Annotated in this window: 24 protein-coding genes; 22 read left to right on the forward strand and 2 right to left on the reverse strand. The window is 64.6% G+C overall.

The features are described from left to right. The first annotated feature begins 144 nt into the window (after positions 1-144). From Q0D44_RS00100 to tatC, 9 genes are all read left to right on the forward strand, one after another. Positions 145-753, forward strand: a complete 609-nt coding sequence (locus Q0D44_RS00100) for a hypothetical protein (RefSeq protein WP_294131781.1) — start codon at positions 145-147, stop codon at positions 751-753. A 115-nt stretch (positions 754-868) separates the two neighbouring features. Continuing rightward, positions 869-2,596, forward strand: coding sequence for an arginine--tRNA ligase (gene argS, locus Q0D44_RS00105; protein ID WP_294130414.1), 1,728 nt, complete (start codon positions 869-871; stop codon positions 2,594-2,596). A 20-nt stretch (positions 2,597-2,616) separates the two neighbouring features. Continuing rightward, complete coding sequence (locus tag Q0D44_RS00110; RefSeq protein WP_294130415.1) at positions 2,617-3,339, forward strand: SPOR domain-containing protein; 723 nt, start codon at positions 2,617-2,619, stop codon at positions 3,337-3,339. A 39-nt stretch (positions 3,340-3,378) separates the two neighbouring features. Next, positions 3,379-4,392: a beta-N-acetylhexosaminidase gene (nagZ, locus tag Q0D44_RS00115; protein ID WP_294130418.1), complete on the forward strand. Its 1,014-nt coding sequence runs from the start codon at positions 3,379-3,381 to the stop codon at positions 4,390-4,392. 226 nt (positions 4,393-4,618) lie between these two features. Then, the gene (locus Q0D44_RS00120; RefSeq protein ID WP_294130420.1) at positions 4,619-5,395 is read left to right on the forward strand and encodes a ScpA family protein; all 777 of its coding nucleotides are present in this window, start codon (positions 4,619-4,621) and stop codon (positions 5,393-5,395) included. Further along, positions 5,392-5,985 (forward strand): SMC-Scp complex subunit ScpB, encoded by a 594-nt coding sequence (gene scpB / locus Q0D44_RS00125; protein WP_294130422.1) that lies wholly within the window; start codon positions 5,392-5,394, stop codon positions 5,983-5,985. The genes Q0D44_RS00120 and scpB overlap by 4 nt, the downstream gene beginning before the upstream one ends. Before the next feature lie 27 nt (positions 5,986-6,012). Next, entirely contained in the window at positions 6,013-6,252 is a 240-nt protein-coding gene (locus Q0D44_RS00130) for a twin-arginine translocase TatA/TatE family subunit (protein ID WP_217673283.1), read from the forward strand. Between the two features lie 32 nt (positions 6,253-6,284). Then, positions 6,285-6,692, forward strand: coding sequence for a Sec-independent protein translocase protein TatB (gene tatB, locus Q0D44_RS00135; protein WP_294130429.1), 408 nt, complete (start codon positions 6,285-6,287; stop codon positions 6,690-6,692). Beyond that, a complete protein-coding gene (gene tatC, locus Q0D44_RS00140; protein WP_294130432.1) occupies positions 6,689-7,468 on the forward strand; it encodes a twin-arginine translocase subunit TatC in 780 nt (259 codons plus the stop codon). The genes tatB and tatC overlap by 4 nt, the downstream gene beginning before the upstream one ends. A 73-nt stretch (positions 7,469-7,541) precedes the next feature. On the opposite strand, the gene Q0D44_RS00145 is transcribed toward tatC, so the two are convergent. Then, entirely contained in the window at positions 7,542-7,670 is a 129-nt protein-coding gene (locus tag Q0D44_RS00145; protein WP_294130434.1) for an entericidin A/B family lipoprotein, read from the reverse strand. Between the two features lie 347 nt (positions 7,671-8,017). Continuing rightward, positions 8,018-8,968 carry a cell wall hydrolase gene (locus Q0D44_RS00150; RefSeq protein ID WP_294130436.1) on the reverse strand — a complete coding sequence of 317 codons (951 nt, stop codon included), beginning with the start codon at positions 8,966-8,968 and terminating at the stop codon, positions 8,018-8,020. Between the two features lie 417 nt (positions 8,969-9,385). On the opposite strand from Q0D44_RS00150, the gene Q0D44_RS00155 reads away from it, so the two are divergent. From Q0D44_RS00155 to murG, 13 genes are all read left to right on the forward strand, one after another. After that, entirely contained in the window at positions 9,386-10,381 is a 996-nt protein-coding gene (locus Q0D44_RS00155; protein WP_294130439.1) for a cysteine synthase A, read from the forward strand. Between the two features lie 41 nt (positions 10,382-10,422). Next, positions 10,423-10,725, forward strand: a complete 303-nt coding sequence (locus tag Q0D44_RS00160; protein WP_217673676.1) for a hypothetical protein — start codon at positions 10,423-10,425, stop codon at positions 10,723-10,725. 11 nt (positions 10,726-10,736) lie between these two features. After that, the gene (locus tag Q0D44_RS00165) at positions 10,737-11,942 is read left to right on the forward strand and encodes an ABC transporter (RefSeq protein WP_294130454.1); all 1,206 of its coding nucleotides are present in this window, start codon (positions 10,737-10,739) and stop codon (positions 11,940-11,942) included. A gap of 218 nt (positions 11,943-12,160) precedes the next feature. Next, positions 12,161-12,658: a division/cell wall cluster transcriptional repressor MraZ gene (locus tag Q0D44_RS00170; protein WP_294130457.1), complete on the forward strand. Its 498-nt coding sequence runs from the start codon at positions 12,161-12,163 to the stop codon at positions 12,656-12,658. Beyond that, positions 12,655-13,614: a 16S rRNA (cytosine(1402)-N(4))-methyltransferase RsmH gene (gene rsmH / locus Q0D44_RS00175; protein WP_294130459.1), complete on the forward strand. Its 960-nt coding sequence runs from the start codon at positions 12,655-12,657 to the stop codon at positions 13,612-13,614. The genes Q0D44_RS00170 and rsmH overlap by 4 nt, the downstream gene beginning before the upstream one ends. Then, positions 13,611-14,261 carry a colicin transporter gene (locus Q0D44_RS00180; RefSeq protein ID WP_294130462.1) on the forward strand — a complete coding sequence of 217 codons (651 nt, stop codon included), beginning with the start codon at positions 13,611-13,613 and terminating at the stop codon, positions 14,259-14,261. The genes rsmH and Q0D44_RS00180 overlap by 4 nt, the downstream gene beginning before the upstream one ends. Before the next feature lies 1 nt (position 14,262). Then, the gene (locus Q0D44_RS00185) at positions 14,263-15,969 is read left to right on the forward strand and encodes a penicillin-binding protein 2 (protein WP_294130464.1); all 1,707 of its coding nucleotides are present in this window, start codon (positions 14,263-14,265) and stop codon (positions 15,967-15,969) included. Beyond that, positions 15,966-17,423, forward strand: a complete 1,458-nt coding sequence (locus tag Q0D44_RS00190) for a UDP-N-acetylmuramoyl-L-alanyl-D-glutamate--2,6-diaminopimelate ligase (protein ID WP_294130467.1) — start codon at positions 15,966-15,968, stop codon at positions 17,421-17,423. Before Q0D44_RS00185 ends, Q0D44_RS00190 begins: the two co-directional genes overlap by 4 nt. A 124-nt stretch (positions 17,424-17,547) precedes the next feature. After that, a complete protein-coding gene (murF, locus tag Q0D44_RS00195) occupies positions 17,548-18,939 on the forward strand; it encodes a UDP-N-acetylmuramoyl-tripeptide--D-alanyl-D-alanine ligase (RefSeq protein ID WP_294130469.1) in 1,392 nt (463 codons plus the stop codon). Beyond that, positions 18,939-20,012 carry a phospho-N-acetylmuramoyl-pentapeptide-transferase gene (gene mraY, locus Q0D44_RS00200; protein ID WP_294130472.1) on the forward strand — a complete coding sequence of 358 codons (1,074 nt, stop codon included), beginning with the start codon at positions 18,939-18,941 and terminating at the stop codon, positions 20,010-20,012. The genes murF and mraY overlap by 1 nt, the downstream gene beginning before the upstream one ends. After that, a complete protein-coding gene (murD, locus tag Q0D44_RS00205; RefSeq protein ID WP_294130475.1) occupies positions 20,009-21,403 on the forward strand; it encodes a UDP-N-acetylmuramoyl-L-alanine--D-glutamate ligase in 1,395 nt (464 codons plus the stop codon). Before mraY ends, murD begins: the two co-directional genes overlap by 4 nt. A gap of 38 nt (positions 21,404-21,441) precedes the next feature. Then, positions 21,442-22,644, forward strand: coding sequence for a putative lipid II flippase FtsW (ftsW, locus tag Q0D44_RS00210; protein ID WP_294130477.1), 1,203 nt, complete (start codon positions 21,442-21,444; stop codon positions 22,642-22,644). Further along, positions 22,641-23,807, forward strand: a complete 1,167-nt coding sequence (gene murG / locus Q0D44_RS00215) for an undecaprenyldiphospho-muramoylpentapeptide beta-N-acetylglucosaminyltransferase (RefSeq protein WP_294130641.1) — start codon at positions 22,641-22,643, stop codon at positions 23,805-23,807. The genes ftsW and murG overlap by 4 nt, the downstream gene beginning before the upstream one ends. The last annotated feature ends 42 nt before the right edge of the window (positions 23,808-23,849 follow it).

Here is a 23,849-nt window from a genome sequence, read left to right on the forward strand (position 1 = left end):
CGCGAGGGGCGGGGGATGGATAAGGAAGCGCAAAGCTTCTGGCCGACGGGCCATGCCAAGGAATTTCTGCCTGTGCCAAGGAATATCAGCCTGTCTCATACTGCCCCGTCTCGCGCCGTGCTGGCCCGGATCGTCACGACCGGCATGGTGGCGCTGGCCCTGGCAGGTTGTTCGCGCCGGGGTGAAATTGATGCGACCGGCGGCATTGTCGCGGTGCGCTCCGCCTGCCCGACTGCGGCTGTGCCGGCCTATACCGGCGACATCACCTTGTTCAATCCGGCGCAGAGCCGCGACGCAGCGGCGATCGACGTGGTGGCGGACATCACCAATTTGCGGTCGACCTGCACCGATGGCGCGCAATTCTACACCGAGGCCAGCTTCACCGTGAACGCCCGGCGCAGCGACGCCAGCGTGGCGCGGCAGGTGACCTTGCCCTATTTCTCCGCCGTGGTGCGCGGCGGCAATGCCGTGGTCGCCAAGCGGGTTGGCCAGGTGACGCTGAACTTTGCCGCAGGCGACTATCGCGCCAGTGCGCAGGCGAAGGCCGGTTCCTATGTCGACAAGGCATCGGCGTCGCTGCCCGCCGACATTCAGGCCAAGATCACCCAGAAGCGCAAGGCAGGCGACGCGGATGCCGCGATCGATCCCTTCGCCCAGCCCGACGTCAAGGCGGCGTTGCAGCGAACCAGCTTCGAGCTGCTCGTGGGGTTCAACCTGACCCAGGACCAGCTCAAATATAACGCCACGCGTTAACGGCTAGCCCCATCATCCGTTCGGGCTGAGCTTGTCGAAGCCTTGCACTTCTTGAAGAAAAGAGCAGCCCTTCGACAGGCTCAGGGCGAACGGGACTTTTAGAAAGTTTCGTCTCGTGTCCCTCTATACCCGTTTCACCGCCCATCTCGACACTGTGCTGGACATATTGGAGGCCGATGGCATCCTGCCGGCTGGTCTCAATCGCAAGCCGGTGACGGTCGAGCCGCCGCGCGATGCGTCCCATGGCGATCTGGCGACCAATGCCGCGATGGTGCTGGCCAAGCCTGCGGGAACGAACCCGCGTGCGCTGGCCGAGGCGATCGTGGACAAGCTGGAGGGGCTGACCGAGGTGGCGAGTGCGTCGATCGCCGGGCCGGGCTTCATCAATCTGACGCTGACCGATGTGACATGGCGGTCGGAACTCGCCGTGCTGGCAGCGGAGGGTGACGATTATGGCCGCTCCGACATCGGGCAGGGCGTGACCGTCAATGTCGAATATGTTTCCGCCAACCCGACCGGTCCGATGCATATGGGCCATTGCCGGGGCGCGGTGGTGGGCGATGCGCTGGCGACGCTGCTGGAATATGCTGGGCATAAGGTGATCCGCGAATATTATATCAATGACGCGGGCGGGCAGGTGGATGTCCTCGCCCGGTCGGCGCATCTGCGGTATCGCGAGGCGCTGGGCGAAGATGTCGGCGCGGTGCCCGAAGGCCTGTATCCGGGCGACTATCTGGTGCCGGTGGGGCAGGCGCTTGTCCAGGAATATGGCGATAGGTTCGTTGGCGCGCCTGAAGCCGACTGGCTGGTGACGTTCCGCAGCTTTGCCGTCGCCAAGATGATGGACATGATCCGCGCCGATCTGGCGCTGCTGGGCATCCATCACGACATCTTCGCGTCCGAAGCCGAATTGCAGGCGGCTGGCAAGCCCGACGAGGCCGAAGCCTGGCTGCGCGCGCATGACCTGGTCTATGACGGGGTGCTGGAAGCGCCCAAGGGCGAATTGCCTGACGACTGGGAGCCGGTCGTGCTGCCGCTGTTCAGGTCGACCAAGTTCGGCGACGATCAGGACCGGCCGATCAAGAAGTCGAACGGCAGCTGGACCTATTTCGGTGCCGACATGGCATACCATTATCAGAAGGCCCAGAGCGCCGACCAGTTGATCGACATATGGGGCGCGGACCATGCCGGCACGGTCAAGCGCATCCAGGCGGCGGTTGCCGCGCTGACGGAGGGCAAGGCGCGCTTCGACGTCAAGCTCATCCAGATGGTGCGGCTGCTGCGCGATGGCGAGCCGGTGAAAATGTCCAAGCGCGCGGGCAATTTCGTGACGCTGGCCGATGTCGTGCAGGAAGTGGGCAAGGATGTCGTCCGCTTCACCATGCTGACGCGCAAGGCCGACGCGCAGATGGATTTCGACTTTGCCAAGGTGGTGGAGGCGTCGAAGGACAATCCTGTATTCTACGTCCAATATGCCCATGCGCGCATTTCCTCGCTGGGGCGGCGGGCGGAAGAGGCGGGGATCGTGCTGCCAGCGCCTGACCTGTCCCTGCTTGGGACAGCGGAACTGGGGCTGATCAAGCTGGCGGCGCAGTTCCCGCGTGTGGTCGAAGGAGCGGCGCTGACCCGCGAACCGCACAGAATTGCATTTTATCTTAACGACTTGGCTTCGGCTTTTCATGGTTGGTGGAATATGGGCAATGACGATCCGCGCGCGCGCGTGATTCTGGCCGACGATCCGGCGCTCACGTCGTCGCGGCTTTTCCTGAGCCGTGGAATAGGGCAGATTATACGCAATGGCCTTGCGCTCATGGGCGTGGCGGCATTGACTGAGCTGAACTAGAGCGGGCGGAGTTTCGGACGATGGGCGATTATGCACGGGGCCGGCTGGATTTTGACGATGAGGACCGGCTGCCCTGGCTGGAGCCTGCGGTCGATGACGAGGATGAAAATGGCATCTCGCCGCTGCGTCTGCTGTGCCTGATCCTGCTGGGCCTTGCGCTGATCGGCGTGGTCGTGGCGGGCATATGGTGGGTGCAGAATCGCAATGGTCCGAGCGCAGCGGGCGAGGGCCAGCTGATCGCCGCGCCTGCGGACAATTACAAGATCGCCGCCAATGAAGCCGACGCCAAGAAGTTCGATGGCGAGGGCGACGCGAGTTTCGCGGCAAGCGAGGGCGTGCTGCGCGACGGGCGGATCGATGCCAGCCGGGTGCCGGAAGCGCCGATCACCAAGACCGCGCCCGCGCCGACCGGGACCAAGCCGGTCGTCCCGGCCAAGCCTGCACAGAGCGTGAGCGCGCGCGTCGCTGACGAAACCAGCGAACGCGCAGCGGTCGCGCCCAAGGCGGCCAGTGGCGGCGCGCTAATCCAGCTGGGCGCCTATGGCAGCGCGGCGGGGGCCAAGGATGCCTGGACCCGGCTGTCCAAGCGCTTTGCCTATCTCGCCCCGCTCACCATGGTCGTAGAGCCGGCGGAAGTGGGCGGCAGCACCGTCTATCGCCTGCGGGCTAGCGCGGGCGGGCAGGCCAGCCTGATCTGCGGCAAGCTGAAAGTCGCTGGCGAAAGCTGCATGGTGGTCAACTGAGCCTTCGACATCGGGCATCCTGCCCGTTACCATTGGCCTATGAAACCCGTCATCTTCGGCCTGTCCGGCGCAACCCTGACCCCTGACGAGCGCGCGTTTTTCGCCGACTCACAACCTGCCGGATACATTTTGTTCCGGCGCAATATCGTCGATCGGGCGCAGCTGCGCGCGCTGACCGATGATTTGCGGGCGTTGCATGGCCGCGACGACCTGCTGATCATGATCGATCAGGAGGGTGGCCGGGTGGCGCGGATGCAGGCACCGGTCTGGCCGACCTTTCCGGCTGGGGCGCTGTTCGACCGGCTCTATGACGTCGCGCCGTCGAGCGCGATCGCGGCGGCCCGCGCCAATGCCCGTGCGATTGCGCTGACGCTGGCGGAGGTCGGCATCACGGTCGATGCGCTGCCCTTGCTAGATGTGCGGCAGGAGGGCGCGAGCGACATCATGGGCGACCGCACATTGGGCGCTGAGCCGATGCGGGTCGCGGCGCTGGGGCGGGCGACGCTGGAAGGGCTGGCCGATGGCGGCGTGGTCGGCATCGTCAAGCATATGCCGGGCCATGGCCGCGCGCTGGTCGACAGCCATCTGGAACTGCCGGTGGTGCGGGCGGAGCCGCAAGCGCTGGCGAGCGACCTGCAACCCTTCGAGCGGTTGCGCGACGCGCCGATGGGGATGACCGCGCATGTCGTTTATACCGCATGGGACGCGGAGCGCCCGGCCAGCCTGTCCCCGACGGTGATCGAGGAGATTATCCGCGGGCGAATCGGCTTTGACGGGCTGTTGATGTCGGACGATCTGGACATGAAGGCGTTGCAGGGCAGCATCCCCGATCTGGCGGCGGGCGTGGTGGCGGCGGGGTGTGACCTGGCGCTCAATTGCTGGGGGCGGATGGAGGATATGGTCGGGATTGCCGACCGGCTGCCGGAGATGACGGACTCGGGCCGGGTGCGGTTCGACCGGGCGATGACGTCGGTGGTGCGCGGCGGGGATCAGCCGGAACTGGGCGAGTTGTTGGCGACGCGGGACAGTCTGCTGGGGTTGGTGGCGGCTTGAGGGGCGGTCTTGAAAATTCCTCCCCTGCAAGGGGATGGGGGAGGACTATTGCGCATGACGTTCGGTTATCCCTCCAACGTCATGCTGAATTTATTTCAGCATCCATTTCTCGTTACAAGCAACTGTGTGAGCTGGAAAGATGGATCCTGAAACAAGTTCAGGATGACGGTGAAATAGAGGGCCGTTTCATATGCCATAGCCCTGGCCCATGGGGGAGGGACTAGACGTGGACGACCTGTTCATTGCCCCCGCCATCCCAAGCCCCGACACGCTGACCGTCAGTTTCGACGCATGGGAGGGACCGCTTGATCTGCTCTTGACGCTGGCGCGGTCGCAGAAGGTGGATTTGCGCGAGATTTCGATCCTGGCGCTGACCGAGCAATATCTGCAATTCATCGACGGTGCGCAGCAGATGAAGCTGGAGCTGGCGGCGGATTATCTGGTGATGGCGGCGTGGCTGGCCTATCTCAAATCCGCCTTGCTGTTGCCGCGTCAGGAACAGGCCGATCCCAGCCCCGAAGAACTGGCGCTGCGGCTGCAATTGCGGCTCCAGCGGCTGCACGCGATGCGTGACGCGGCGGCGCGGCTGATGGCGCGCGACCGGGTGGGGCGTGACGTGTTCGTGCGGCGCAATCCCGAAGGATTGCGGCTGGTGCGCAAGGCCAAGTGGCAGGCGAGCCTTTATGACCTGATCCAGTCCTACGGCCAGATTCGCGCCCGGACCCAGCCTGCCGTCCATGTGATCGCCGTGCGGCCGGTGATGACGCTGGATGAGGCGATCCAGCGGGTTGGCGCGCTGGTCGGCGCAGCGATCGATTGGACGCGGCTGGAGGCGTTTTTGCCGACCGGGCTGGACAGCGCCAAGGCGAAGTCGGCGTTGGCGAGCAGTTTCGTCGCGGCGCTGGAACTGGCGCGGCAGGGGCGGCTGGAAATCCAGCAGGACGGGATTTTCCAACCCATCTTCTTGCGCGCCGGGGTGCCGGATTTGGAGACAGGGGTATGAACGGGGAACCGGACGATTATCTGCGGGCGGTGGAAGCCGCCTTGTTCGTTGCCGAAACGCCGCTGACGCCCGCTGAGTTGCGGCTGCATGTCGGCGACGCGGGCGATCTGGCGGCGGCGCTCCAGCAACTGACGGACGACTATGCCGGGCGCGGTATCAATCTGGTCGAGCGGGGCGGGCGCTGGCATTTCCAGACCGCCGCGGACCTGGCCCATATCTTGCGGCGCGAGAAGGATGAGGCGCGCAAATTGTCGCGGGCGGCGATGGAGACGCTGGCGATCATCGCCTATCATGAGCCGGTCAGCCGGGCCGAGATAGAGGCGATCCGCGGCGTGCAGGTGGCCAAGGGGACGCTGGACGTATTGATGGAAGCAGGATGGGTGCGGCCAGCGGGGCGGCGCGAAGTGCCGGGGCGGCCGCTCATCTATGCGACAACCGTAGATTTTCTGTCACATTTCGGGCTTAGCAGCCGCCGTGACCTGCCCGGTATTGACGATCTGCGCGCGGCCGGGCTGCTTGATCCGGTGGATTTGGCGCTGGAGGGTCTGGGCGGGCAATCCGTTCTGGAAAATGACGATGATGTGGCCTAGATAGGTTGCCTTACAGGAGTATTTGAAATGGGTTCCTTCTCGCTGATGCACTGGGTGATCGTGCTCCTGGTCGTCATGCTGCTGTTCGGTGGCGGCCGGATTTCCGGCCTGATGGGTGACGTGGCCAAGGGTATCAAGAGCTTCAAGAAGGGCATGGCCGACGATGACGACGTCGCCACCCCGGCCAAGCCCGCGACCCGGCTGGAGGGCCATCGCGTGCCCGAACAGGATGCGACCACGGCTACCGAAGAAAAGACCAAGGCCTGACGCTCAGGCGCCGGGTGGTAGGGTAGCCACGCATGTTTGGTATCGATTCGACCGAATTCCTGCTGATCGTCATCGTTGCGGTGATCGTGATTGGCCCGAAGGATTTGCCGCGCGCACTCTATAAGGTGGGGCAGATCGTCGGCAAGGCGCAGGGCATGGCGCGCCATTTCCGCACCGGGCTGGACGCCATGGTGCGCGAGGTCGAGCTGGAGGAGCTGGAAAAGAAGTGGGCCGCGCAGAATAAGCGGATCATGGACGAGCATCCGCCGGAGATTGCCGCGCCTGCGATGGAGGCGCTGCCCTCGCCGGAAGCTGAGGCCGCGCCCGACGGGCCGCCGCCTTTTGTGGCGCAGTCGGCACCCGTGGCGTCGGCCAATGATGCGCCGCCCTATCTGGCCGGGGAAGCGGCGGCTGACGGCAAGAGCGGGTCGGCGGCATGATCGGTGATATTGACGAGAGCAAGGCGCCTTTGCTCGACCACCTGATCGAATTGCGCGGACGGTTGTTGAAATGCGTCTATGCGCTGGTGCTGACTGGCGCGATCTGTTTCTATTTTTCCGCCGAATTGTTCGCGATCCTGGTCCATCCGCTCAAGGAAGCCTTTGGCGATGGCGGCGGCAAGCTGGTCTATACCAAGCTGTACGAGGCCTTTTTCGTGCAGGTGAAGATCGCCTTTTTCGGGGCTTTCTGCTTGTCCTTCCCGATCATTGCCAACCAGCTATGGGCGTTCGTCGCGCCGGGCCTTTATGCCAAGGAAAAAAAGGCGCTGCTGCCCTTCATATTGGCGACGCCCTTCCTGTTCGGTCTGGGCGCGAGCCTGGCCTATTTCGTGGTGATGCCGACCGCCTTCCACTTCTTTCTGGAGTTTCAGGGCAATAGCAGCGGCCTGCAGGTCGAGGCCTTGCCGAGCGCGGACGCCTATCTGGGGCTGGTAATGCAGTTCATCCTGGCGTTTGGGATCAGTTTCCTGATGCCGGTGCTGCTGATGCTGCTCAACCGGGCCGGGTTCGTCAGCCGGGCGCAGCTGATTGGTCTGCGCCGTTACATGATCGTGGCGGCGTTCATCGTCGCGGCGGTGCTGACCCCGCCCGATGTCGTGTCGCAGCTGATGCTCGCGATTCCGCTGCTGCTGCTCTATGAGATCACGATCGTCGCGATCTGGTTCACCGACCGGCGGCAGGCGAAGATGCAGGAAGCCGAAGAAGCGTCCGCCTGAAACAAAAAGCGGCCCGCCTTTTTGAGGGACGGGCCGATGCTTGGGAGTCGGGTAATCGTAAAGCAGACGGCGATCAGTCCGCCGCCTTCTCCACGGCCTGGCCAGCGCTCTGCACGTCGCGGCCTGCGCCTTCGACAGTGTTGCAGGCGGCGACCATCAGCGAGCCGGTGAGCAGCAGGGCTGCGAGAATCTTTTTCGTCATCGAAACTCTCCTTGAGAAACGTGCGACCGCATGGGGTGAGCCATACCAGTGACGGGATACAGAACCCGCCGCTAGCCCAAGCGTTCCGACCGCGAAAAATTTAATGATGTCAAGAAGAAAAACGCCCCAAAAAATCTGAGCCCGGAACGCGTCGGGGGGGGGAGGCGTTCCGGGCTCATATTGTGTGGATAGCAAGAGCGGGGGGCAAAAGATTTGCTATCCGAAATAGAGAACCCACAATATCGCCATCCGGTTCCCGTAAACGCCCAAAAAAATGCATTTTTAATCCCCCGCGATTCCAGATATTTGGCTGGTATCGCGGGGGTTAACCGCAAAAAAGTTGAGGATCAGACGATCGGGCGGCCGCTGTTGCGATATTCCGGGCGGATGGTGGATTCCGGCAGATTGTCGTCGCGATTGGCGGGGGCCGGGCGCGTGACGGGCGCGGTCCAGCCGGTCGATGGCAGGGTGGGCGCAGCGCTGCCGAACGGGGCGACGAACGCCCCGACCGGGGCAACCGGTTTGGCGGGCCAGACGCGGCGCGCCGGGCCGGATATCGTTTCGCGCCCCAGATAGGCGGCGCGGAAGGCGGCGGGGGTGCCGTTGAAGCCAGGGTTGCGGTAGAAGATATGCGCGCCGATGACGGCGACGGGCTGGAGGCTGGACGACCAGTTGGGGCGCACCGCCAGCGTATGATAATGGGTAGCGAGGCCTACGGGGGCATAGACGCGGCCCGCCAGCGCATCCTCCGCCACCCGGCGCGCGCGCACCCATTGGGTAGCGGCGGGCAGGCGCGCCATCGCGCCGTCGCAGCTGAAGGTGAACTGGCATTTATAGTCGGTGCGTTCCGACCCTTCATAGACCACGCCGCACACTGTGTTGGGCCAGAGCTGGCTGCGCACGCGGTTGAGGACCACTTGCGCCACGGCGCGCTGGCCATCGTCCGGCTCGTTCCCGGCTTCATAATAGATGGCCGATGTCAGGCAGTTGAGCGCGCGATAGCTGTCGAGGCCGGTGATGCCGCGAAACACGGCAGCGGGCGCGGCTTTCACTTCCTCCAGCCCCATGACATGCTCGCTCTGGACGGTCAGCGCGCCGGGAACTGGATCGAAAGCGCCCTCTGCGAAGAAGAAGGCGGAGCCGGGGAAGTTGGCGGCGGCTTCCTCCGCCGGGTCGTCCTGGGCGTGATTGCCGTCGAGCATGTCGAGCGGGGCGGCGGTGATGAAGCGCGGCGCGACGAGCGCGGCGAGGACAAGCGCGATGATGCCGCTACGTCCTTTCCATCCGATCGCCTGCATATGAAGCCCTCATGTGCCGCGACCCGCTGTCGCCCATGCCGCCCATAGACGCATTTCCTTTCCACTTCCTCCCCCGATTCTGCGCTGTGCCGCGATGGGACAGGGAGAGGGGCCGGGGTTAACGCGGCGGTGAAACAGCAAGATCCTCCCCTGCAAGGCAGGGCTATCGCATATGACGTTTCGTTATCCCTCCAACGTCATGCTGAACTCGTTTCAGCATCCATCATGCCTCAAAAGCCGCAGTTCGAGACGAGAAATGGATCCTGAAATAAATTCAGGATGACGGTGAAGGAGGGAGCAGTTTCATTGCGATAGCCCTGCCTTAAGGGCGAGGATTTGGAGTATGAAACGCGCTCTTTTGAGCGGCCATCATTCCCTTGCTTGGCAAAGGTGCGCGGGGTCCGCTATGCGTGGGGGATGCTGCTACAACCCCATAGTCTCGCGCTGATCGGCAATACGCCGATGGTGCGCCTTGCCGGTCCCTCCGATGCGACCGGTTGCGATATTTTCGCCAAGTGCGAATTTGCCAATCCCGGTGCTTCGGTGAAGGACCGTGCGGCTTTGTTCATCGTCAATGATGCCGAAGAAAAGGGGCTGCTCCAGCCCGGCGGCACCATTGTCGAGGGGACGGCAGGCAATACCGGCATCGGTCTGGCGCTGGTCGCCAATGCGAAGGGGTACAAGACGATCATCGTCATGCCCGAAACCCAGAGCCGCGAGAAGATGGATACGCTGCGCGCGCTGGGGGCGGAATTGGTGACGGTGCCGGCTGCGGCCTATTCCAACCCTGGCCATTTCGTCCATACCTCGCGCCGCCTGGCGGAGGAAACGGAGGGGGCGATCTGGGCCAACCAGTTCGACAATATCGCCAATCGCAAGGCGCATATCGTCGGCACCGCCGAGGAAATCTGGACCCAGATGGAAGGCCGGATCGACGGCTTCACCTGCGCGGCGGGGACCGGGGGGACGATTGCGGGCGTAGGGCTTGGCCTCAAAGCCAAGGATGAGGCGATCACCATTGCGCTCAGCGATCCGCATGGCGCGGCTTTGTATGCATATTATGCCTGTGGCGAGTTGAAAGCCGAAGGTAGTTCGGTTGCCGAAGGGATTGGGCAGGGGCGGATCACAGCCAATCTGGAAGGTGCGCCGATCGACGCGCAATTCCGCATTTCCGACGAGGAAGGGCTGGAATGGGTTCGCCGCCTGCTGGCCGAGGAAGGGCTGTGCCTGGGCCTCTCATCGGGCATCAATGTTGCGGGCGCGGTCGCGCTCGCGCGGCAATTGGGGCCGGGCAAGCGGATCGTGACGATCCTGTGCGACACGGGGTTCCGCTATCTGTCGACGCTGTATAACCGGCAATGGCTGGAATCTAAGGGCTTGACGGTCTTTCCCTGGCTGGCGCAGACTGCATGATCGCCGACACGGGTCGCGGCGAAGAGCATAAGAGCGCAGGCATGGCTGAAACACCCCGCCGACTGGAAGGGTTGCAGCGCGTCCAGATCGGGCTGACCGGTCTGGCGGGTGTCGTGTTGCTGGTGGGGTTGGCGAACATCGTCATCGACAAGGCGCGGCAGGATGATGCCGCGCTGCCGCCGCCGGTGGTGCCGACGCTGTCGTCGACCAATGCCGTGTCGCCCAAGGATCCGCTCGCCGAACTGGGTGTGCAGCCCGCGCCGGAACAGGCACCGGTCGTGCCAGACCTCCAGCCCGATCCCAATCTGCGCAAGCCGATGGACCGCGATCCGCAGCAGCGCTGAATGATGGGCGGATGAGGGTGCCGCGCCGCCTGACGATTTTTCTGGTCCTGTTGCTGCCCGTCCTCGCCGTGCTGATGGCGGGGATGGCGCGTGCGTGGCGATCGGGCGGGCAGGCCGATCCTTGGAGTTGGGCCTTGCCCGCTGCGCTGATGGTAGCGCTGATGGCACAATTGCTGGCCAGGGATTTATGGCGGTGGCTGGTGTGGATCGCGGTTGGCGCGGCGGGGGCGGCGTTGATTTTCTGCATGATCGCGGCGGGGCGGCTGCCTGATCCTCTCGCAGCTGTTGGGCTGTTGATCGTGGCGCTGTTGGGGGGCTTTGGCAGTCGGGCGTTGCGCACGCCCGGCACGCGGCTGATCGGGGTCGGGCTGCTGGCGCTCGCCGGCTTGCTATTATGGCGCGGCCCGGCGCAACCGATCGCGCCGATGGCTCAGCGGCCAGCGTTGGCTGTCATTACCGCCTTGCCCTTGTTTTGGGATAAGGCGGGACTGGCTGACGCGCCGATTGTCACCCTGTTGCGGACACGCTTCACCGTTCAGCCGCTGGATGATCCGCGCGCATTGCCCAAGTCGGGTGCGCGCGCCTTGCTCCTGGCGCAGCCGCGCGCGATGACGCCCGACCAGCTGGTGGCGATCGATACATGGGTGCGGGCGGGCGGCACGGCGCTGGTGCTGGCCGATCCGTTGCTGCGCTGGCCGTCCGACCTGCCAGCGGGCGACCGGCGGCGCGCGCCATCGGCCAGCCTGATCGACCCGCTGTTGCGGCATTGGGGCGCTGTGCCGGATGCGCTGGTGGAAGTGGAGACGCGGCAGTTTCTGGACGATGGTTGGCTGGTCACTCTGTCCGGGGCGCAATCGTTCAAGGCAGGCGGAGCATGTGCGGCGGGGCGGGGTGGCGCGATCGTCCGTTGCCGGGTCGGGCAGGGGCGTGCCGTGCTGGTGGGGGATGCCGACCTGATCGATGACCGGCTCTGGCTTGCCGATCCGGTCCGTCCGCTCGACCCGCGGGCATGGGCAGCGGATACGCCTGCGTTGGTGGCGCAATGGCTGGGCGGATCGATAACGGGCGAACGGCGCTGGTTGCGGGATGGGCGCGATGTGGTTCTAGGGCTGCGCTGGGTGTTAATCCTTGGGATAGTCTGGGCGATGGTGGGAATGGCGCTGTTCGGCCGAACGGGACAGCGAGCTGGACATAGCGACGATGGGAACAAACCATGAAAATATGCTGGAAATGCCGATGAAAATCAGTTAGACCCATTTTCTAACGACTGATCCCAGTTTCTCCCGACTTTTCCCTTTCCAGTTACCCCCTTGCTTGATAGGTAATCAGCAATTGGGGTTAATCAGGTGTTGGCGATTCCTGCGGGCCGGATATCCATTCAGTGATTCCGGCGACAGGTGGCCTGTGCCCCGCATGAAAGGGGCGAATTTCCAGCGTGTCGGACGTCATTCTCTATTCGGGCAACGCATTCAGCGTCGCGGACGGCAAGGGCCGTTTCGTGCTGCCCCTGGAGATGCGCAAGCTGGTCCGCCAGGCCAGCGGCGATGAAAATCGCCTGTGCCTGTCCGTCCACATGGATAATGGCTGCGCCACCGGCTTTGGCCTGTCGCACAAGCGCTTCCTGTTCGATGAGGTTGCTGAACTGGAACGGCTGGCGCGCGAGGCGAACCGGCCCTTCAACGGCGATCTGGAACGCGAAAATCGCCTCGGCACGATCGAGGACGTCAATTTCGATGATGGCGGCCGCTTCTTCCTCCACCCCGATATCAAGGATGAAGCCGGCATCACCGACGTGGCGTTCTTCTATGGCGTGGGCCGCTATTTCCAGATCTGGAACCCGCAAGCGCTGGTCGAAAGCCCCGATCGCCCGGCGCTGATCCGCAACAAGGTGAAGCGCTGGCTCGACGCGCGCGTAGCGGAGGGCGGCAAGTGAGCCTGCCCGACGCTGATACTGCGCCGCATATCCCGGTTCTGCTCGACGAAGTCCTCCATGCCCTGGCCATTACCCCTGGCGAGATTCATGTGGATGGCACGTTCGGCGCGGGCGGCTATTCGCGGGCCATGGCGCTGGCGGGGGCAAGCGTCTTTGCGCTCGATCGCGATCCCGACGCCATCCGTGAAGGGCAGGCCTTGGCCGAGACGCATGGCATCACGCTGATCGCGGGCGAATTTTCGCGCATGGCGGAATTGCTGGCGGAGCGCGGCATCGAGAAAGTGTCGGGCATCACGCTCGATATCGGCGTGTCGTCGATGCAGCTCGACCGGGCCGATCGGGGCTTTTCCTTCCAGTCCGATGGTCCCCTGCTCATGACCATGAGCCAGGACGGTATGAGTGCAGCCGATTTCCTGAACAATGCGCCGGAAGAGGAGATCGCTAATGTCCTCTACCGTTATGGCGAGGAGCCGCGGTCGCGCCGGGTTGCCCATGCCATTGTCGATGCGCGCCCGCTGGAGCGCACGGGGCAGCTGGCGCATGTCATCCGCCGCGCGCTGGGCCACAAGCCGCATGACAAGAAAGACCCGGCGACCCGCGCCTTTCAGGCGATCCGCATCCATGTGAATCGCGAGCTGGAGGAGCTGGAACGCGCGCTGGAGGCGGCAGAGGCGCTGCTGGAGGAAGGCGGGCGTCTGGCCATCGTCAGCTTCCACAGTCTGGAAGATCGCATCGTCAAGCAATTCCTGCGCAACCGCAGCGGCGGCGAGGGCGGCTGGTCGCGGCACATGCCCGAAAAGCGCGCCGCCGATGCTCCGACCTTTGCCAAGCCTGCCAAGGCGGTACGCGCAGGTGAGGCGGAGCTGGCGCGCAACCCCCGCGCCCGGTCCGCCACGCTGCGCAGCGCCGTCCGCACATCTGCCCCTGTTTCGTCCTCCGGGAGTCCCCGCTCATGATCGCCGTCAAAAGGTTGCAGAGCCTGATCTGGGTGCTGCTGGTCGCGCTGGGCGCGCTGGGCGCCTATCTGGTATCCCTGAAGGTCGCGACCGAGCGCAACGAACTGATGCAGGTGCGGATGCAGATCGCGCGGGCGAAGGGCGATATTCGCTATCTGGAGACCGAATTCAGCGCGCGCGCGTCGATGCGGCAGCTGGAAAGCTGGAACCAGCATGACTTCATGTATGGCACGCCGACCGCCGGCCAATATCTGGCTGGCGAGCGGGCGCTGGCGCAGCTCGATGGGGTGCAGCCCAACGGGCCGGACTATGTCGCGCCGCCGGTGATGGTGGCGATGGTCGAGACCCCCGCCGACCTGCCGTCCGCGCCGCAGGCCGCGCCCGCCAGTCCCGCCGCGACCCAGATTCGCAGCGACATTGCCGTAATCCGCGAGGCGCACGCCGCTGACAATGTCGAGAAGCTGGCCAAGCCCGCGCCGCGCACCCCGGCGGTGCAGGCCAAGGCCGATGCCGACGTGTCGAAGCCCAATCCGGTCGCGCGCAAGGCGGAGCGGATGGCGATGCTGGACGCCAAGCTGCTGGACGACAGCACGCTGGGCGAGTTGAGCGCCACGGCGGCGCGCGAGCGCAAGAAGGGAGCGCGCTGATATGGCCACGATCATCGTCCAGCCCGGCGGGGCGCGGGCGGGACGGCAACGGGTCAGTCTGACCGCCATCGCCCATAACCGGCTGATGTTGCTGCTGATCCTGTTCATGGCGGTGACGACGGTGTTGATCGGCCGGCTCCTGTGGGTCGGCGTTTTTGCGCATGGCGCGACAGGGGACGATGCCCTGTCGGCCTTCCTGCCCGCGCGCGCTGACATTGTGGATCGCAACGGCGTGCCGCTGGCGCGGACGATGGACGCCTATTCGGTGGCGGTGCGCCCTTCCAAGCTGATCGGCGAACCGGCCGAACTGGCGCGCAAGCTGCACGAGATTTTCCCCGATGAGGCCGAGGCTGTCTTTTACAAGAAGCTGACCGGTCGGGGCTGGGCCTATCTACGCCGCCGCGCCATGCCGGAGCAGGTGGCGGCGGTGAATGCGCTGGGCGAAATCGGCATCGAATTTCCGCGTGAGAAGGAACGGCTCTATCCGCAGCGCACGCTGGCGGCCCATGTGCTGGGCTTTGCACCCGATGCCAATGGCGTCGGCGGTATGGGCGTCGAATCCGCCTTTAACGACCGGCTGACCGACGCGGCGCTGCGCGGCCAACCCTTTGCCATTTCGATCGACAGCCGGGTGCAGGGCGCGCTGGAAAGCGAACTTTACGCCCAGATGGTCGCGCAACATGCCAAGGGCGCGGGCGGCATCATATTGGACGCCAACACGGGCGAAGTGATCGCCATGGCCTCCATCCCGGTGTTCGATCCCAACAAGCTGCAAAATTATGCGGGCAAATCGTGCAGCCAGTCGCCTTTGTGCAACCAGATGGTGCAGGCCCGTTATGAGCTGGGGTCGACCTTCAAGCCGATCTCGATCGGGGCGGCCATGGACCATGGCGTCGTGACGTCGATGAGCAAGCGCTATGATGCGACCGCGCCGATCGCCATCGGCGGCTTTCGCATCAAGGACGACCATTCGCTTGGCCGCTGGATCAACGTGCCTGAAACATTGGTCCACAGCTCCAACATCGCGACTGCGCGCATCGCCGACGAGATGGGCGCCGCGCCGATGCAGCAGATTTTCCGCGCTCTGAAATTCGACCAGCGCGCGCCCATCGAGCTGAAGGAACAGGCCGGGACGATCTGGCCCAGCAATTGGGGACGGATCACCACCATGACCGTATCCTATGGTCATGGCATTGCGGTGACGCCGCTGCATCTGGCCAGCGCCTATGCCGCGCTGGTCAATGGCGGCATGTATCGCCCCGCGACGCTGCGCAAATTGAAGCCGGGCGAAGCGCCGGAAGGACAGCGCGTCTTTTCCGCCGCGACCAGCGCGCGGATGCGCCAGCTGTTGCGATTGATCGTTGCGGCGGGTACAGGGCGTAGCGCCGACGCCACGGGTTTCCGGGTGGGCGGCAAAACGGGTTCCGCCGAGAAACCTGAGGATGGTCGCTATAATAAGAGTTCGCTGGTGACGACATTTGCTGCCGCTTTCCCGATGGATAATCCGCGCTATGTCGTGCTGACCATGATGGATGGCGCGACCAGCGCGATCGGCCTGCGCACCGCCGCCTGGACCGCCGCGCCGGTGGTCAAGCGGGTGATAGAGCGCACCGGGCCGATGCTGGGCGTGATGCCGGACGAGCGCCGCGACGTTGATATTTCGGACCTGACGCCATTGCTGTGGAAGCCCAAGGGAGAGAGCGAATGACGCGCCTTGGCGGTCTGATCGACGGGCTGGATGCGGCGGTGAGCGACGGGGCGGCGCTGGACGCCAACGTCACCGGCTTTGCCATCGACAATCGCAAGGTCGCGCCCGGCACAGTGTTTGGCGCATTCCAGGGGCTGCGCGTCAATGGCGAGGATTATATTGCCGACGCGGTGAAGGCGGGCGCGATCGCGGTCGTTGCCCGGCCTGAGGCCAAGGTCGACGGCGCGATCCATATCGCCCACGCCAATCCGCGCCGCCTGTTCGCGCAACTGGCCGCGCGCTATTTCACGCCCTTTCCCGACGTGACCGTTGCCGTCACCGGCACCAATGGCAAGACGAGCACGGTCGAACTGACCCGGCAATTGTGGCGGATGATGGGGCATCATGCCGCGTCGATAGGCACGCTGGGCGTCACCACATCGGTCGATCAGGTATCGACCGGGCTGACCACGCCGGACATCGTCACTTTCCTGTCGAACATGTCGGGCCTGCGCCGCGAGGGCATCACCCATGCCGCGTTCGAAGCGTCGAGCCATGGCCTGGCGCAATATCGCACCGAAGGGCTGCCGGTGCTGGCGGGTGGGTTCACCAACCTGTCGCGCGACCATCTCGACTATCATGGCGACATGGACAGCTATTTCGACGCCAAGATGCGGCTGTTCGATGAAGTCGTGGCGTCGGATGGCGCGGCGGTGGTCTGGGCCGATGACGCATGGTCGGACAAGGTGATCGCGCGGGTTGCCACGCGTGGCCTGCGGTTGCTGAGCGTCGGCGAGAAGGGTGAGGCGTTGCGGCTGGTCACGCGCACGCCGACGCAATTGGGGCAGACGCTTGGCATCGAGGCGCCAGGAGACGGTGGCGGCAAGACATATAAGGTCAATCTGCCGCTGATCGGTGCCTATCAGGCGGCCAATGCGCTGACGGCGGCGGGGCTGGTGATCGCGACCGGCGGCGATACTGCCAAGGTGCTGGAACTGCTGGGCCGGGTGCAGCCGGTGCGCGGCCGGCTGGAACGTGCGGTCATCAGCAAGGCGGGCGCGCCGGTCTATGTTGATTATGCCCATACGCCCGATGGCCTGCGCGCCGCGATCGAGGCGTTGCGGCCGCACACCAAGGGCAGACTGATCGCGCTGTTCGGCGCGGGCGGGGATCGCGATGCGGGCAAGCGGCCGCTGATGGGGCAGGTTGCCGCCGAACTGGCCGATCATGTCATCGTCACCGACGATAATCCGCGGTCGGAGGAACCGTCTGCGATCCGCGCTGCGGTGATGGCGGGGGCGGCTGGCGCGCAGGAAATTGGCGGGCGTCGCGCGGCTATCGCTGCTGCCATTGCGCTGGCCGGGGCTGACGACATCGTGCTGCTGGCGGGCAAGGGGCATGAACAGGGCCAGATTATCGGCGATCGGGTGCTGCCGTTCGATGACGTGACGGTGGCGCGGGAGTGCGCGGGTTGATGCAGTTCTCAATTCCGTTCGCCCTGAGCGAAGTCGAAGGGCTCGGCCGACCGATAGGGAGGCCACTTCGCTCCGCTCAGCGGAGGGCTTCGACTTCGCTCAGCCCGAACGGATGGGGCGAGTAATGGCGGACCTGTGGACCTCTGCCGAGATCGCCGAGGCAACAGGCGGCGGCGCGTCGGCGCCGTTTGCCGTTTCGGGCGTGGCGTTTGACAGCCGCGAGGTGACCGGCGGCGACCTGTTCGTCGCGATGAAGGGCGAGGCGACCGACGGGCATAAATTCATCGGCAAGGCCTTTGCGCAGGGGGCGGCGGGTGCGATCGTCAGCGAGCCGGTCGATCATCCGCATATATTGGTGCCTGACAGCGCCGCCGCCCTCGAAGCTTTGGGCCGGGCGTCGCGGGCGCGGATGGATGGCAAGGTGATCGGCGTCACCGGATCGGTTGGCAAGACCGGGACGAAGGAAGCGCTGTTTCAGGCGTTGGACCGCGCCCATCCGGGGCAGATTCACCGGTCGGTCAAAAGCTATAACAACCATGTCGGCGTGCCGCTGAGCCTGGCGCGGATGCCGCGCGAGACGGCATTCGGCGTATTCGAGATGGGGATGAACCATGCGGGCGAACTGGCCGCGCTGACCCGGCAGGTGCGGCCCCATGTCGCGATCGTCACCGCTATCGCGCCCGCCCATATCGAATATTTCGGCACCGAAGCGAAGATTGCCGAGGCCAAGGCGGAGATTTTCGAGGGGTTGGAGCCGGGCGGCACCGCGATCATCCCCTATGACAGCCCGCATGTGGCACTGCTCTACAACAAGGCGGAACGGCACGCCGCTAATATATTGACCTTTGGCCTGAGTGACGAGGCTGACGTTCATGCGCGCGAGACGGTGCCGGCGCCCGGTGGCGGCACGCTGGTGACGGCGAAGCTGCCGGACGCCGAACTCTGCTTTACCGTGGCAGCGCCGGGCGATCATTGGGTGTCCAATGCGCTGGCGGTGCTGGCCGCGGTGTCGGCAGTGGGTGGCGATCTGGCGGCGGCGGGGCTGGCGCTGGCGGAAATGCCGGGGCTGCCGGGGCGGGGCGAGCGGCGGATATTGCCGGTCGCGGGCGGCGAGGCGCTGCTGATCGATGAAAGTTACAACGCCAACCCGCTGTCCATGGCCGCGACGCTCAAGCAATTGGGGCGTGAAACGGCCGACCGGCGGATTGCGGTGCTGGGCGGGATGCGCGAACTGGGTGCGCGCAGCGCTGAACTGCACGCCGATCTGGCCGGGCCGCTGGAGGCGGGGCAGGTCGATTATGCCATCCTGGTCGGCGCGGAAATGGCGCCGCTGGCCGATGCGCTGGACGGTAGCATGGCCTATGCCCATGTCCCCGACACGGCGAGCGCCATCACCCTTTTGACCACTGACATGCGCGCGGGCGATGCTATCCTCGTCAAAGGCTCCAACGGCATCGGGCTGTCCCGGCTTGTCGCGGCGCTTGGCGAACGCGCCTGCGACGGAGACACACACTGATGCTCTACTGGCTGGCCCAGACCATGGATTTTGCGGGCGGGTTCAACCTGATCCGTTATCTGAGTTTCCGCGCGGGCGCGGCGATCTTTACCGCTTTGTTCATCGGCCTGCTGATCGGTCCCAAATTCATTGGCTGGCTGCGCGTGCGGCAGGGCAAGGGGCAACCGATCCGCACCGACGGGCCACAGACCCATCTGGCCAAGCGCGGCACGCCGACCATGGGGGGGCTGATGATCCTGACCTCCATGGTGATTTCGGTGCTGCTGTGGATGGACCTCAACTCCATTTATGTCTGGGCCTGCCTGTTTGTGACTTTGGGGTTCGGCGCGATCGGTTTTCTGGACGATTATGACAAGGTGACCAAGGCCAGCCACAAGGGGCTGTCGGGCAAGGCGCGGTTGTTGTTCGAATTTCTGATCGCGGGCTTTGCCGCCTGGCTGATCGTGTCGCAGCATGGCAATACCGCGCTGTACGTGCCTTTCTATAATGGTCCGGCGATCGAGCTGGGGCCGTTCTATTTCCTGTTTGCGGCCTTTGTGATCGTGGCGTTTGGCAATGCGGTGAACCTGACTGACGGGCTTGACGGGCTGGCGACGATGCCGGTCATCATCGCCTGCCTTGCCTTCATGCTGATCGTCTATCTGGTCGGGCGCGCGGATTTTGCCGAATATCTGGGGATTCCGCATGTGCCGGGGGCGGGGAACCTGACGATATTGTGCGGGGCGATCATTGGCGCGGGGCTGGCTTTCCTGTGGTTCAACGCGCCGCCAGCGGCTGTGTTCATGGGCGATACCGGCAGCCTGGCGCTGGGCGGGACGATCGGCGTGATCGCGGTGACCGCGCATCATGAAATCGTGCTGGGCATCATCGGTGGGCTGTTCGTGGTGGAGGCGATGAGCGTCATCATCCAGGTGTTCTTCTACAAACGCACCGGCAAGCGCGTGTTCAAAATGGCGCCGATCCACCATCATTTCGAACAATTGGGCTGGGCCGAACCGACCGTGGTGATCCGTTTCTGGATCATCGCCTTCATCCTGGCGCTGGCCGGTCTTGCGACGTTGAAGCTGCGATGATCGTTTCGGACGTTTTTGCGGGCAAGACCTACGCGGTGCTGGGGCTGGCACGGTCTGGCCTGGCCACCGTCGATTGCCTGTCGGCCAGCGGCGCGCGGGTCGTGGCATGGGACGGGCGTGAGGAAGCCCGGGCGGCGGTTGCGGGCAAGGCGGAACTGGGCGATCCGATGGAGATCGACCTGACAGGCTTTGACGGTATCGTCGTGTCGCCGGGCGTGCCGCTCAATCGTCACCCGATCACCATGCGCGCCAAGCTGGCGGGCGTGCCGATCATCGGCGACATCGAACTGTTCGCGCTGGCCCGTCCCACGCTGCCGCCGCACAAGGTGGTCGGCATCACCGGCACCAATGGTAAGTCGACCACCACGGCGCTGATCCACCACATCATCGAGCAGGCTGGCTATCCCACTGTGATGGGCGGCAATATCGGCCTGCCGGTGCTGGGCCAGCCGCCGCTGGAGCCGAACCTGCATGGCGTGGGCGTCTATGTGCTGGAACTGTCGAGCTATCAGATCGACCTGACGCATAGTTTGGACTGCGATGTGGCGGTGCTGCTGAATATTACGCCGGATCATCTGGATCGCTATGATGGGTTTGAGGGGTATGTTGCGAGCAAGGCGCGGCTGTTTGCGATGCAGTCGGCGGACCATGTCGCGGTGATCGCGGCGGAGGATGAATCGAGCCGGGCTATCCTTCATTCCATCCGTCATTCCCGCGAAAGCGGGAACCCATCTCCCGATATCACGGGCCAAGGCGAGGCTGGGGAGATGAGTCCCCGCCTGAGCGGGGATGACGTGAAAGAGGTTGGGTCGAGTGACATTGATCCCGTCGCGCAACTCGGCTGGCCTGCCCTGCAAGGCCCGCATAATGCGCAAAATGCTGCCGTCGCGATCGCTGTCGCACAAGCGTTGGGCATTGATGAGGCGACGATCGCCAATGCGCTGATTAGCTACGCAAGCCTCCCCCACAGGATGCAGGCGGTCGCGACCCGCAATGGCGTCCTCTACGTCAATGACAGCAAGGCGACCAATGCCGCCTCGACTGCGCCTGCGCTGGCCGCATGGCCAGCGATCGACGGCAAGCCCCGCATCCACTGGATATTGGGCGGGGTCGCCAAGTCGGACAATCTGGACGAGTGCGTGCCGCATTTCGGCAATGTCGCCCATGCCTATACGATCGGTGAGGCGGGGCATATGTTCGCTGACCTGCTGCGCGGGTCTATGGCGGTGGACGATAGCGAGATGCTAAGCGCCGCCGTGCGCCGTGCGGCGCGCATCGCGCAGCCCGGTGACATCGTGCTGCTGTCGCCCGCCTGCGCCAGTTTCGACCAGTTTCGCGATTTCGAAGCGCGCGGCGATGCTTTTGTCGCGGCCGTCGCGGCGCTGGAATAGGGTGATGGCGCGGGACCAGCAGGGAAGGGACGGGGCACATGTCTAGGGCAGGCGAACTGGTGAAGGGGTTTCGCACCCGCACCGTGCCGCGCGAACGCACCGCGCTCGCCATCTGGTTCTGGGAGATTGACCGCGTCCTTCTGTCACTGATCGTCGCGCTGATGGCGATCGGGCTGGTCGCGGTCGCGGCAGCGTCGCCTGTGGCGGCGATCGATCGGTCGACCGCGCAGATCGCCGTCAATCCGCTCAATTATTTCTACCGCCAGCTCGTCTGGGTCGGCATCGGCCTGCCGATCATGCTGGTCATATCGATGCTGCCCCGGCCGCAGGCGCGGCGGCTGGCGACGTTTCTGTGTGTCTTTTTCTTCGTCATGCTGCTGTTCGTGCCGCTGCTGGGCAGCACGGTGAACGGGGCCAAGCGCTGGATCGACCTGCCCGGTTTCCGCTTCCAGCCGTCGGAGTTTCTGAAACCCGTCTATGTCGTGACTTTGGCCTGGCTGCTGTCGCTGCGCGGCAAGGATGCGACCCTGCCGGTCATTCCGCTGACCGGCGCATTGACGCTGCTGATCGCCGCGATCCTGATGCGCCAGCCCGATTTCGGCCAGACCGTCATTTTCCTAGCCTGCTGGGGATGCCTGTTGCTCTTGTCGGGGATGCCGATGCGCTGGATCGCGGCGCTGGGTGGCATGGGGCTAGCGGGCCTGGTCGCGGTCTATATGTTCTATGAAAATGGCCGTCAGCGGATTAACGATTTTCTGGGTATCGGCGTCGACCAGAGTGCCGGGCCGGACCAGACGGACCTTGCCTTCCGCACCATCACCCATGGCGGTTTTACCGGGGTGGGGCCGGGTGGCGGGCAGCACAAGTTCCGCCTGCCCGAAGCGCATACCGACTATATCTTCTCGGTCATCGGGGAAGAGTTCGGCCTGCTGGCCTGCATCGCCATCGCGCTTGTCTATCTGGCCATCGTCGTGCGGGTGCTGCTGCGCCTGCTGGATGAGGAGGATAGTTTCACCATTTTGGCGGCGGCGGGGCTGACGACGCAGTTCGGATTGCAGGCGATCATCAATATGGGCGTCAATGCGCAGATATTTCCGTCCAAGGGGATGACGCTGCCCTTTATCAGCTATGGCGGCTCCTCTATGCTGGCGCTTTGCATCGGCGTCGGCCTGTTGCTCGCCTTCACGCGACGCAACCCCTTCATGGGTCGGCATACGGTCGTCAAATGGAGTGGTCGATGAGCATTTCCCGTCACTTCGTCCTAGCCGCCGGCGGGACGGGTGGTCATATGATTCCGGCTCATGCCGTGGCCGAGGAGCTGATGGCGCGCGGCCATCATGTAGCCCTTGTCACCGATGAGCGGGGAGCGAAGATCCCCGGCATCTTCGACAAGGCGCAGGTGCATGTGCTGCCCGCCGGGCGCATGACGCCCAATCCGAAAAGCTGGCCGGGAGCGCTGAAAGCCATATTGGCGGGCCGGGCGATGGCGCGGCGGCTCAATGAAACGTTCCGCCCGACCGCCGTGGTCGGCTTTGGCGGCTATCCGGCGATGCCTGCGCTGCTGGCGGCGCTGGCCGATGGCGTGCCGACTGCGGTGCATGAGCAGAATGCGGTGCTGGGCCGGGTCAACCGGCTGCTGGCCGGGCGGGTCGATGCGATTGCGACGGCCTATCCGGGGGTCGAGCGGTTGAAGGACAAATATACTGCCAAGGTCCACCTGATCGGCAATCCGGTGCGTGAGGAAGTCAAGCAGCTGCGCGAGGAGGATTTCCCCGTGCTGACCGACGAGAGCGTGTTCCGGGTGCTGGTGATCGGCGGCAGCCAGGGCGCGTCGATCTTGTCGAGCGTGGTCCCTGAAGGCCTGTCGATGCTGCCGGTCGCACTGCGCCGCCGCTTGCAGGTGACGCAGCAATGCCGGGCCGAGGATATTGAGCGGGTGCGCAAAGTCTATGCGGAGATGGAAATTCCCGCGGACCTGGCCACCTATTTCAACGATGTGCCGGAGAAACTGGGCTGGTCGCATCTGGTGATTGCGCGGGCTGGGGCATCTACGCTGGCGGAACTGACCTGCGCCGGACGGCCTGCGATTCTTGTGCCATTGCCGAGCGCGATGGACGATCATCAGACCGCTAATGCCCGCGAAATGACCGAGGCGGGCGGCGCGCGCACGATACCGCAGGCGCGCTTTACCGCAGTGGAACTGGCCAAGCAGATGCAGAAGATGGCGATGGAGCCGGGCGCGTTGCAGAATGCAGCGAAGCGCGCGCGCGGCTGCGGCCGCCCCAATGCGGCGCGGGATATGGCGGATTTGCTGGAAAGCATCGGCCATGCGCCGATCGTCAACGATCCGGTACGGGTCGGGCCGACGCCTACGACGCTGAATCTGGCGGGGGTTCCGGCTTGAGGCGGACTGCCCTTTCCCCGTTCGGGCTGAGCCTGTCGAAGC

This window comes from Sphingobium sp. (assembly GCA_023266575.1).
Lineage (GTDB): Bacteria > Pseudomonadota > Alphaproteobacteria > Sphingomonadales > Sphingomonadaceae > Sphingobium.